Consider the following 11,164-nt stretch of genomic DNA (forward strand, 5'->3'; position numbering starts at 1 on the left):
ATCGCGGGCAGCCGCTCTGACGCGCATGGAGATCTGGTCGGCGGAGATACGCCAGTCGGATCTGCTGACGGTCGAACTGGCCGCGATCTCGACCGCGATCCTGCTGGTACTGGCGACGCCGCTCGCCTGGTGGCTGGCACGCGCCAGGGGCTGGTGGACCGAGATCATCGCGAGCCTGGTTGCGCTGCCGCTGGTGCTGCCGCCGACCGTACTCGGCTTCTATCTGCTGGTGCTGCTCGGTCCGGACGGGCCGGGCGGGTGGCTCGCGCACCTCTGGGGTGGGCGCACGCTCGCCTTCACCTTCGAGGGCCTCGTCATCGGCTCGGTGGTGTATTCGATGCCATTCGTGGTGCAGCCGATCCGGAACGCCTTTGCCGCGATGGGCGAGCGTCCGCTCGAGGTTGCTGCCACCTTGCGTGCTTCGCCCTTCCGCACCTTCTGGACCGTGACGGTGCCGCTGGCGCGGCCCGGCTTCCTGACCGGTGCGGTGCTCGGCTTCGCGCACACTGTCGGCGAGTTCGGCCTCGTGCTGATGATCGGCGGCAACATTCCCGGCCGCACCAAGGTGCTGTCGGTCGCGCTCTTCGACTATGTCGAAACCTCGCGCTGGCGTGAGGCGAGCATGCTTCGGGCCTCATGGTGATCTTCGCCTTCACCGTGATCCTCTCGATGACGCTCCTCGACAAGCGCTCCGCGAGGGCTGCGGCATGAGAACGGCCGAACCCGCCCACATCAACGCGGCCTTCCGCGGCAGGCTCGACAGTTTCACGCTCGACGCCGAGCTCAGCCTGCCCGCCACCGGCGTCGCTGCGATCTTCGGTCCTTCGGGTTGCGGCAAGACCAGTGTCGCGCGCTGTATCGCCGGCTTGCAACGCATGGCCGATGGCTTTTGCGCGGTGGACGGCGAGATCTGGCAGGATCATCGATCGTTTCGGCCCGTGCACCGACGGCCGATCGGCTACGTCTTTCAGGAAGCCAGCCTGTTTCCGCATCTGTCGGTGCGGCGCAATCTGCTGTTCGGTGCTCCGAAAGCGGCGCGCGCGCAGATCGCGTTCAGCGAGGTCGTGGAGCTGCTCGGCCTTGCCGCACTGCTCGACCGCTCGCCCTACCGCCTCTCCGGCGGCGAGCGGCAGCGCGTCGCAATCGGACGTGCCCTGCTGTCGCAGCCAAAGCTCCTTCTGATGGACGAGCCGCTGGCCGCGCTCGACCGCACGACGAAGGACGAGATCTTGCCGTTCCTCGAACGGCTGCACGAGACGTTGTCGCTGCCGGTACTTTACATCAGTCACGACATGGCGGAGATCGAGCGCTTTGCCGATCATTTGGTGCTGATGGAGAGTGGCCGCGTCGTCGGCTCCGGCCCGCTGCACGGCCCCCATCCGATACCGCCGGCCGGGAGCCGGGACCGGTACAGAGATTGCCCAGCTCGAGGGAACCGCGTAGAAAACCTGACGAGGATGACCTCCATGCCGATCGACTTTCACGACATCGACCCGAACCGCGTCGCCGCGGTCCTGTACCGTCCGCAGGACGACGTCGACGCCCTGCTCGCCGACTTTGCACAGAACCTCGCGCGGTCGGGCGAGCGGATCGGCGGCGTGGTCCAGCACAACGTCAAGGATGGCGCCGGCTGCCAGGTCGGCATGCAGGCCATCGACCTCATGACCGGCGCGGAGATCTCGATCTGCCAGCCACTCGGCTCGGGCGCCATGGCCTGTAAGCTAGACGCTGCGGGCCTTGCGGAAGCGGCGGTCGGCGTCACCCGCGCGATCGCGGCCGACGTCGATCTCGTCGTGATCAACAAGTTCTCCAAGCAGGAGGCCGCCGGCGAAGGTCTGCGGGACGAGCTGGCCTGCGCCATCGCCGCCGGTATCCCCGTGCTCACGGCGGTGCCCGAAAAATGCCTGGACGCCTGGAATGATTTTACCGGTGGGATCGGCACCCCCCTCTTGTGCGAGCGAGGAGCGATCGAGGGCTGGTGGCAGGAGCTGTCGTCGCGGATGAAACGGGCCCGCGCGGCGCGCGCGCCCGCCGACTGATGCGGATGCTTCGATCGACATGGCCTAATTCTCCATCGCCAGTGTTGCGTTTCCTTGGGATCACCGCCACGCGCGCGCGAGGCGGAAGGCGTCGCCGAACAGCCCGCTCCATGACCGCGCCTTGATGAAGGACTTGAACGTCGTCTTTTCCTTCTCGACCTTCGGCGTGCCGTCAACGCGCAGGAAGTTCTGCATCGCCTTGGAAACAAGCTCCGGATAGGTCAGGAAGAAGTTCTGCGACTGGGTATGCATCAGCGCAGGCATGTCCTTGTACTTCTTCAAATCCTTGGTGACGAAGGACTCGTCCAACATCTTCTTGTAAAGAGAGAGGTTCTCGGCCGTCATTGGATCCTTGCGCGACTTGACCTGAAAGATCGCTTCCGCCGCGATCCGGCCCGAGGTCATCGCGAGATTCGAGCCCTCGCGGTGGATGGCATTGTTCAGCTGAGCAGCATCACCGACCACCACCCAGCCTTCGCCGTAGAGCTGCGGGATGGCCTTGAAGCCGCCTTCGGGAATGAGATGCGCGGCATACTCCTTCACCTCGGACCCTTCGATCAGCGGGGCGACCGAGGGATGCCGCTTGAAACGGTCGAGCAGCCCGTACGGTGTCTCGCCGGTGCGCTGGAAATCGGCGACGAGACAGCCTATGCCGAGCGAGATGCACTCCTTGTTAGCGTAGATGAAGCCCATGCCGGTCATGCCGCGAGAGATCGTACCGGCCGCCTCGATCACCATGCCTTCGTCGCCCCTGAGATTGAAGCGGGCCTCGATGGTCTCGCGCGGCAGGAAATGCATCTCCTTCACGGCGAGCGCGACCTTGTCGGGCTTGGGCCGCTCGCGCAGGCCCGTCGGTCCTGATCTCGCCTGGCGCGATCGCATTGACGCGAATTCCGAACGGCGCGTAGTCGTGCGCCATCTCGCGGGTCAGGCGCGAGCACGGCCTTCGACGTCGCGTAGGCGGTGCCGGCAAGAGGGTGTACGCGGGAGCCCACGATCGAGGTGATATTGACGATCGCGCCGGCGGCTCGCCTCAGCTCATCGACCAGGCCTTGCGCGAAAAGAACCGGCGCGAGCAGGTTGACGTGGAACACGCTCATCCAGGTTTCGACCGGCGTCGTCAGCGAGTTCATCCGCGTGCCGTCGGCAGTCTTGGGCGAAATGCCCGCATTGTTGATCAGTGCATGCAGCCGCCCGCCGTTGAGCCGCTCCTTGATCTCGGCGACGGCCCGGGGCAGCGCGCGATGGTCGCTCAATTCGACCTGCACATGATTGTCCGTCCCGGCGTCCCAGGGACATCGACCGGTGTCGAATTTCTGCCGCGAGCAGGTGATGATCCGCCGGCCGGCTTCGGAGAACAGCTTTCCCGTTGCATGACCGATTCCTCTGGACGCGCCGGTCAGGACGAGCGTTTTCAGCTCGCCACTTTGTGCACGCGACCTGTCGCCATGAAACGGGCACAGTGCGACGTCGGGTGCCGACGTGCCACCCGGTGCACTATCGCGATCCAGAAATCGAGCGCCACCAAAACTCCTCACCGCGTCCGCGCCGGACGGCAGACAATGACGATAGAGGCAACTTTGCAGGAATTGGGCCACACCATGCCGCCCAATCGCTGCAGTTTTCGCGACCGAATGTCGGCTTCACGACAGGCTGCAAGGTTCACAACACGCGCATGTTCGCTTTCGGACCAGACTTCGCCAGTGCGGTGCGTCTCTGCTTTCTGAATGCTGGCCAGCAGTTGAGAGGTGTTTTTCAATCATTCCAAATGGCCCGGCTCTTGCTCACCCTGTTCCAAGCCTGATTGCGCCTTGCTGCACTTGTTCCGCAAACGTTGCTTCAGATGCCCCAACCGAACGACCATCGACCCTTTGCCGTTATCCTCGGCACCAATGAGATCGCATCTGCGATCGGCCTGCAGCTCGTGCGCATTGGATATTGTGTCGTACTGTCCCACGACCCCGATCCTCCGGTGATCCGGCGCAAGATGGCCTTTCACGACGCGCTCTTCACCGATACCGCGCAGCTCGAAAACGTCGTCGCCGAGCGCGTCGATGACGGCGTGCAGATCTACCAGGCGCTCCGCCGACCGGCGCAAATCCTGGTCACCTGGCTTGGCCTACTCGACCTGCTTCCGGTCCGCCACATTGACCTCCTGATCGATGCGCGACTGCAGGAGCGCCGGGTTACGCCCGATCTGAGGCGGCTCGCCCGGCTCGCTATCGGGCTGGGCCCCGGATTCTCGTCGAACTCCAATTGCGACATCGCGGTGGAGACCCGGCCTGGCAGGATCGGGCTCGTCGCCGACGCGCGCTGGACCGACCCCTGCCGATGGCATTGCAAGTTCACTGAGCGATGTGGGCGCAGAACGGTTCGTCTATTCGCCGTTCGCAGGGCGATGACACACGCCGGTCGAGATCGGCACCCGCGTCTACAAGGGTCTCGTGCTCGGCCACCTTTCCGGCGTTCCCGTGCTCGCGCCGCGCGACGGAGTTCTGCGCGGGATCGCTCGCGACGGCAGTGAAGTTCCGTCCGGCGTCAAGCTGCTGGAGATCGATCCGCGCGGGCGGGACGCCCAGTGGACCGGAACAGATCAGCGCGGGCGCGCCATTGCCAATGCAACAGCCGCCGCCGTCAAGCTCCACACCGCACCTCGCATCACGCAGCGGAATCCGGCATGATCGTCTGCTCCTGCAACATCATCAGCGATCACGACATCAGGGGTGCGGTCGGCTCGACCGACGACGAACTCTTTTCAGCCGCGCAGGTCTACGACTGCCTGGGCTGCACTGTCAGGTGCGGGCGATGTTCGCAATCCGTACGTCAGATCCTCGAGGAACGGCCGCCGGGCTGCGGACGTTACGCGGAAATATCAGAGAGTTGCTCCCGACCATAGCGAGCCTCGCATCTGGAGTGCTATCTCAGCGACCTTCATCGCGCATTGAAGCGGCGAATGGCCAGGCCTTGATGGCAGCGTACACAGCGGAACTGGCGACCGGCTGGGCACGGTCAATCTATGCGACCCGTTCCTCGTTCACAGCGCGCAGTCTCGTCGAGGCAAGCAGCCGCGCCTCATAGCGCAGCTGCCCCTACTTCCGACCGGCGCTCTCGTCCTTGCGCAGGCGCCATCTCCGATCAAGATTGCCAATCGTGCATCGTGCGGGGCTGGCGTCAGATCACACCTCCAGCCACTCCTGGCGCACTGCAGCGTTCAACTTGAGCTCGTCCGGCGTACCTTCGAAGACGACGCGGCCGTGTCCCATGATGTAGAGGCGCTTCGAGATTCGCATTGCGATCGAAAGCTTCTGCTCGACCAGAAGGATTGCGACACCCGCTTCCGCGATCCGGGTAATGAGATCGCCGACCTGTTGCACGATCAGGGGCGCGAGTCCCTCGGTAGGCTCGTCGATCATGATAAGGTCGGGATCACCCATGAGCGTCCGGCAGGTGGTCAGCATCTGCTTCTCGCCGCCCGACAGGACCCCAGCCGGCGTGTCGGCGCGCGCAGCAAGATTCGGAAACATATCGAGCATATCCTGCAGCCGCCATTTCCCCGGCCTTCGCGTGTCCTTGACGCCAAGCAGCAGATTCTGCCGAACTGTCAGGCTTGGGAAAATATCGCGATGTTCGGGAACGTAGCCGAGACCAAGCCGCGCGATCTTGTAGCTTGGCAGGCCGGCAATGTTCTTGCCCTTGAAGCGGATCGTACCCTGCGGACTGACCTCGCCCATGATGGCCTTGACGGTAGTCGACCGGCCGACGCCGTTGCGACCGAGTAGGCTCACAACTTCGCCGGCAGCGACATCGAGGTCGACGCCCTGGAGAATGTGGCTCTTGCCGTAATAGGCATGGAGATTCCTGACCTCCAGCATCAGTGCGCCTCCTCACCGAGATAGGCTTCCTTGACCTTCGGATCGCGCCGGATCTCCTCAGGCGTGCCGGATGCGATGATATGACCGTAGACCAGCACCGAGATGCGGTCGGCGAGCCCGAATACGACGCTCATGTCGTGTTCGACGATAACCAGCGTGCGACCTTCGGTCAGGCGCCGGATCAGGGACACCGCACGCTCGGTTTCGGCATGGCTCATTCCGGCGGTCGGCTCATCGAGCATGACGACGGTCGCGCCGCCTGCGATCGTGACGCCGATCTCGAGCTCACGCTGCTCGGCATATGTCAAAAGGCCGGCCGGAACGTCGCGCCGGTGAGTGAGGTGAATGTCTTCCAGAATCCTAGCGGTCTGCTCGCGGACTTCGGGCAGGTGGTCCACGTTCTTCCAGAACGCATAGCGATGCCCTGTGGCCCACAACACGGCACAGCGAACGTTCTCCCATACAGTCATGCGGGCGAACACGTTCGTGACCTGGAACGAGCGCGACAAGCCGCGCCGGTTGATCTCGAACGGCCGCAGGCCGGAGATCACGTCGCCGTTGAGACGGACCTCGCCCGAGGTCGGTTTGATGTGCCCGCTGATCAAATTGAACGTCGTCGACTTTCCGGCACCGTTCGGCCCGATGATGGCATGCCGTTCGCCCTGCGCGATGCTGAGATTCAGGTCGCGGATGATGCTGACATTGCCGAAGCGCTTCTCCACGGCACGGACTTCGATAGCTGCCGTCATGCCAGATACCCCCGATCACGCGCGATCGTGGCTGCCCGATCCCATGCTTCGCCGATCCGCCGCCATGTCAATCGCGCGATGACGAAACCACCGGCCACGAGAACCGCTGCGGCAATCCACGTGGCTGGAGACCTGGGATTGAAGGCAATGCCGAACAGGTTGATCGCACTGGCCTCCCCGCCGGAATAACGGGCGATCGTCTCGATCATCAGAACGACGCCGCAACCGAGCGCCACGGTCGGCACGATCGCGACGAGATAGGATGGAATGACCGTCCATAACGTTCCGGCGCGAAGCAGCGGCCGATGCATCATCAGCAGCCCGGCAATGCCGCCGGGCGAGAACATCACGATGCCGATGAAGATGATGCCGAAGTAAAGCTGCCAGACGCTGGTGACGCTGGTCAGCCCGAGCTGCAGGTAGGTCACCAGGATTGCGCCGAGGATCGGCCCGAAGAAATATGCGGTGCCGCCGATGAAGGTCGCGAACAGCACGAGGCCCGACTGGATCGCACCGAGATAGGCCGAGTTCGCGATTTCGAAACTGATCGCGGCGAGCCCTCCGGCAATGCCGGCGAAGAACCCTGCGAAGCAATAGGCGAGATAACGGACCACGTGAGGATCGTAGCCGATGAACTGAACGCGCTCGGGATTGTCACGGACGGCATTGCTGATCCGCCCCAATGGGGTTCGGGTCAGTGCGTACATTGCGATCGCCGATACCACCAGCCAGAACGCAATCAGATAGTAGACCTGGATCTGCGGCCCGAAGGTCCAGCCGAACATCCGCGGCAGCGCTGTGCGGTCCGTCGTGATGCCCGCTTCGCCGCCGAAGACCGACCGGAGGATCAGAGACGAAGACGCCACCAGTTCGCCGATACCCAGCGAGATCATGGCGAACACGGTACCGGCGCGCTTGGTCATGAGCCAGCTGACGAGGATGGCGAAGGCGAGGCCACCGAGGCCGCCGAACAACGGGATGAATGGAAGTGGGATCGGCCAACCGTGCGAGACGACCGCGTTCATCATATGGCAGGCCATGAAGCCGCCGAGGCCGTAGTGCACGGCATGGCCGAACGACAACAATCCGGTCTGTCCAAGCAAGATGTTGTAAGAGAGCGCGAACACGATCGCGATCCCTATCAGGCTGAAGGACGTGAGGGAGCCGCCGGAGGAGAACACCAGCGGCAGCACGACAAGGACGATCACGCCGACCAGCCAGACACCATAGAAGCGCATGTTCTCGCCGGCCGCGTTCGCTGCGGGACCCGATACCGATGTCGTTGCCGTAGTCATGATTCGCGCGTCCCCATCAGGCCCATGGGGCGAACGATCAGGATGATGACCAGCAGAAGATAGGGAATGATCGGCGCGACCTGTGCGATCGTGACGTTCCAGATGTCGGAAAGAGCGGAAGGTCCCCCCGGCGAATCGAGCGGACCGAAGACGCTGGCCAGCGAGCCATTCAACGCAACTGCAAAAGTCTGCACCAGGCCAATGACGAGCGAGGCGACAAAGGCGCCGGGCAAGGAGCCGAGGCCGCCAAAGACGATGACCACGAACAGGATAGGCCCGAGCGAGGCCGCCATGTCGGACTGCGTCACCAGTGCGGGTCCGGCTATGACACCGGCAAGGCCTGCCAGCGCACTGCCCACACCGAATACCACCATGAACACGCGCCCCACGTTGTGGCCGAGGTGTCCGACCATATGAGGATGCGTCAGCGCCGCCTGCACGATCAGACCCACCCTGGTACGCTTCAGCACCAGCAAGAGCGCGACGAAGATAACGACCGATACCGCGAGCATGAAGATCTTGTAGGCGGGATAGTTGGTGGAGAAGATCGTAAAGGCGGGGAAGTCGAGCAGCGCCGGCACGCGATAGTCGACCGGACTTCTGCCCCAAATCATCGATACGATCTCTTCGATCGCGAATGCGAGGCCAAAGGTCAGCAGTAATTCCGCGACATGACCGTGCTTGTGGGTGTTGCGCAGGCCATAGCGTTCTACCACCATGCCGATCGCACCGACCAGCAGCGGGGCAAGCACGAAAGCCGGCCAGAACCCGATCCATTTCGTCAATTGAAAACCGAAGAAGGCGCCAAGCATGTAGAAGCTGGCGTGGGCGAAGTTGAGTACGCCCATCATGCTGAAGATGACCGTCAGCCCACTCGACAGCAGAAACAGCAGCATGCCGAACAGCACGCCGTTGAGGCTCGATATGACAATGAGTTCAAGCACAGCGCACTCGTGAACCATCCGAGGCAGGGCCCCGGTTTCCATCCATGAAGCATTTCGGCCGCCACCTGCCCGCGACGGGATTGCCGCGGGCCGGCGGCGTGTATGGCCGTTACGGTCGCGTCATCTTGCAGGTCGTGGAGACCATGGCCTGCGGGGTATCGACCTTGGTGACCAGATGCCAGCCCCAACCGGTGTTCTCCTCGTCGAACGGCTCATTCGCGGCAAGCTTGCCGAAGGAGGAGATGTAGATCGGCTGGAAGAACTGATGGTCATCCTTGCGCATGAAGCCGGTACCGCCATCAAGGACCTCGAGCTTCAGGTCCTCGAGCGCCGCCGCCACCTTCACGGGCTCAACCGAGTTGGCCTTCTCGGCCGCGGCCTTGAACATGCGCATCTCGTTGACCGCACGCGGATACCAGAGCGACATGTTGACCTTGGCACGGAAGGCCTTCTCGTAATCCATCGCAGGCTGGTGGCCTGAATTGGCAAAACCTTCCGTCAGCTGGAATACCTGATGGTCGAGACCCGTCTGCTTGATCGCGGTCGGCCCACCGGCGCCACCGGCATAGTAAGTGTACCAATTGACCTTCAGACCGGCATCAGCGGCGGCCTTGAGCAGCAGCGCGATGTCCTGACCCCAGTTGCCCGTAATGACGCTGTCGGCACCGGAAGCCTTGATCTTGGCGATGTAGGGCGAGAAGTCCGTGACTTTGAGCAGCGGATGCAACTCGTCGCCGACGATCTGGACGTCAGGCCGCTTCGCAGTCAACATTTTGCGCGCATCGCTGCGTACCGACTGGCCGAAGGAATAGTCCTGGTTGATCAGGTACACTTTCTTGATCGAAGCGACGTCCTTGATGTAGTTGGTGAGCGCCTCCATCTTGATGTCCGAGCTGGCATCCCAGCGGAAATGCCAGTAGCTGCACTTCTCGTTGGTCATGGCCGGATCGACGGCAGCATAGTTGAAGTAGAGCACTTCCTTGCCGGGATTGCGCGTATTGTATTTCGTGACGAAATCCTCGAGGGCCAGGCCGACGGATGAACCGTTGCCTTGTGTGATGTAGCGAACCCCAGCGTCGATCGCTTTCTGGGCCTGCACCAGCGTCTCTTGCGGATTGGTCTTGTTGTCGAACGGGACGATCTCGACTTTTCGGCCGAGAATGCCGCCCTTGGCGTTGATCTCCTCGGCCAGATACTGGAATGTCTTCAGACCACCCTCGCCCACGCTGGCTCCGCCTCCGGACAGCGGGTCGATGTAGCCGAGCTTGATCGTGTCCTCCGCCCGCGCCGCGGAGCCGATCATCGGAGCGATCACGGCCAGGGTCCAAATCAGTTTACGCATTATGTTTCCTCCTAATCCTCGACTTTAGTCGATGCATGCATGCGCGTATCGCGGCAAAGTTTGGGGGGACACTGAGCAGAATAAACTCTGGCTGACAAGCTCGGCCCGGCATAGCTCGGGGCGCAGATACGGCAAAATGTGAAGGCGCCAGGCGAATTTGGGTCAAGAGGTTCCCGCGCCCCGCCATCGCTGCCCACGGGACATATCAATCTAATCACCGGCCAGGGGGCGGCCGGCTTCGACGCGCCGAACGATGCGTGTCCCCGCTCCGAGCGCGCGAGCCCCTGCTACAGAGCGGCATAGATGCCACGCTGGTCGGCAAGGCGCGACGACCGGCTGTGCTGCGTCCGGTCGCGATTGTCGCTCCCGAACTTCCCGACACCTGCACCTGGTGCGGGATCAGGTAGATCATGACCAGATCGTTCACGGGATCCGCCTGCCACCAGGTGCCGAATCTCGGGAATCCACCGCAAGATCGGGTCGGCCAGCGCGATCCTGCCCTACTCGACAAGCGTCAACGCCGTGGCCGAGGTGATCTGCTTGGACATGGAGGCAGTGCGGCGGTCGCACAAGCGTCCTCACCCGCAGGAAGCCGCGTTGAATTCCCACTGGCGCGCGGCTTCAAGTCTGGAGCCAGATCGCTGCCTGCTCCTACTCCTCTAGAGCGTTAGCCGATCAGGTTGCAAATAGCCGGTGGCGGCGAAGTAGTTTTTGGATTCAGTGGGCGTGTAGGTGTCGACGATGCGCCCGATCGCGTCCCAAAGGCCGCCGACGGTACGTTCGGCGGCCTTTCGCAAGTGCGCCTTGAGCTTGGCGAAGGCGTTCTCGATGGGATTGAGGTCGGGGCTGTACGGCGGGAGATAGAGGAGCGTGGCGCCGGCCGCCTCGATCATCTCGCGTATGCGTGGCCCTTTGTGGCTGGA

The 11,164-nt window shown here is 62.9% G+C and carries 8 protein-coding genes and 4 pseudogenes; 4 read left to right on the forward strand and 8 right to left on the reverse strand.

The features are described from left to right. Positions 1 to 25: 25 nt before the first annotated feature. Together modB and modC are read left to right on the forward strand one after the other, a co-directional pair. Positions 26 to 711 (forward strand): annotated as a pseudogene (modB, locus tag EHH60_RS24020) (molybdate ABC transporter permease subunit). Further along, positions 708 to 2,039 carry a molybdenum ABC transporter ATP-binding protein gene (gene modC / locus EHH60_RS38120; protein ID WP_124161887.1) on the forward strand — a complete coding sequence of 444 codons (1,332 nt, stop codon included), beginning with the start codon at positions 708 to 710 and terminating at the stop codon, positions 2,037 to 2,039. Before modB ends, modC begins: the two are co-directional and overlap by 4 nt. 60 nt (positions 2,040 to 2,099) lie before the next feature. Here modC and EHH60_RS37185 read toward each other — a convergent pair. Together EHH60_RS37185 and EHH60_RS24030 are read right to left on the reverse strand one after the other, a co-directional pair. Continuing rightward, positions 2,100 to 2,888, reverse strand: a pseudogene (locus tag EHH60_RS37185) (FAD-dependent oxidoreductase); the annotation flags it as partial. Beyond that, a pseudogene (locus tag EHH60_RS24030) lies at positions 2,863 to 3,502 on the reverse strand (SDR family NAD(P)-dependent oxidoreductase); the annotation flags it as partial. The pseudogenes EHH60_RS24030 and EHH60_RS37185, both read right to left, overlap by 26 nt. 380 nt (positions 3,503 to 3,882) lie before the next feature. Between EHH60_RS24030 and EHH60_RS24035 the strand changes: the two are divergent. Together EHH60_RS24035 and EHH60_RS24040 are read left to right on the forward strand one after the other, a co-directional pair. After that, positions 3,883 to 4,720: pseudogene (locus EHH60_RS24035) on the forward strand (xanthine dehydrogenase). Then, positions 4,717 to 4,935, forward strand: a complete 219-nt coding sequence (locus tag EHH60_RS24040; RefSeq protein WP_124161888.1) for a (2Fe-2S)-binding protein — start codon at positions 4,717 to 4,719, stop codon at positions 4,933 to 4,935. Before EHH60_RS24035 ends, EHH60_RS24040 begins: the two are co-directional and overlap by 4 nt. A 280-nt stretch (positions 4,936 to 5,215) precedes the next feature. On the opposite strand, the gene EHH60_RS24045 is transcribed toward EHH60_RS24040, so the two are convergent. From EHH60_RS24045 to EHH60_RS24070, 6 genes are all read right to left on the reverse strand, one after another. Continuing rightward, entirely contained in the window at positions 5,216 to 5,911 is a 696-nt protein-coding gene (locus EHH60_RS24045; RefSeq protein ID WP_124161889.1) for an ABC transporter ATP-binding protein, read from the reverse strand. Next, positions 5,911 to 6,660, reverse strand: coding sequence for an ABC transporter ATP-binding protein (locus tag EHH60_RS24050; RefSeq protein ID WP_124161890.1), 750 nt, complete (start codon positions 6,658 to 6,660; stop codon positions 5,911 to 5,913). Before EHH60_RS24050 ends, EHH60_RS24045 begins: the two co-directional genes overlap by 1 nt. Next, entirely contained in the window at positions 6,657 to 7,955 is a 1,299-nt protein-coding gene (locus EHH60_RS24055; RefSeq protein WP_124161891.1) for a branched-chain amino acid ABC transporter permease, read from the reverse strand. The genes EHH60_RS24050 and EHH60_RS24055 overlap by 4 nt, the downstream gene beginning before the upstream one ends. Then, entirely contained in the window at positions 7,952 to 8,899 is a 948-nt protein-coding gene (locus EHH60_RS24060) for a branched-chain amino acid ABC transporter permease (protein ID WP_124161892.1), read from the reverse strand. Before EHH60_RS24060 ends, EHH60_RS24055 begins: the two co-directional genes overlap by 4 nt. A gap of 109 nt (positions 8,900 to 9,008) precedes the next feature. Next, positions 9,009 to 10,241 carry a branched-chain amino acid ABC transporter substrate-binding protein gene (locus EHH60_RS24065; RefSeq protein ID WP_124161893.1) on the reverse strand — a complete coding sequence of 411 codons (1,233 nt, stop codon included), beginning with the start codon at positions 10,239 to 10,241 and terminating at the stop codon, positions 9,009 to 9,011. Positions 10,242 to 10,900: 659 nt separating this feature from the next. Then, positions 10,901 to 11,164, reverse strand: a 264-nt coding sequence (locus tag EHH60_RS24070) for a transposase (RefSeq protein WP_199751874.1), incomplete at its 5' end; no start/stop codon positions are given.

Source organism: Bradyrhizobium sp. RP6, assembly GCF_003837805.1.
Taxonomy (GTDB): domain Bacteria; phylum Pseudomonadota; class Alphaproteobacteria; order Rhizobiales; family Xanthobacteraceae; genus Bradyrhizobium.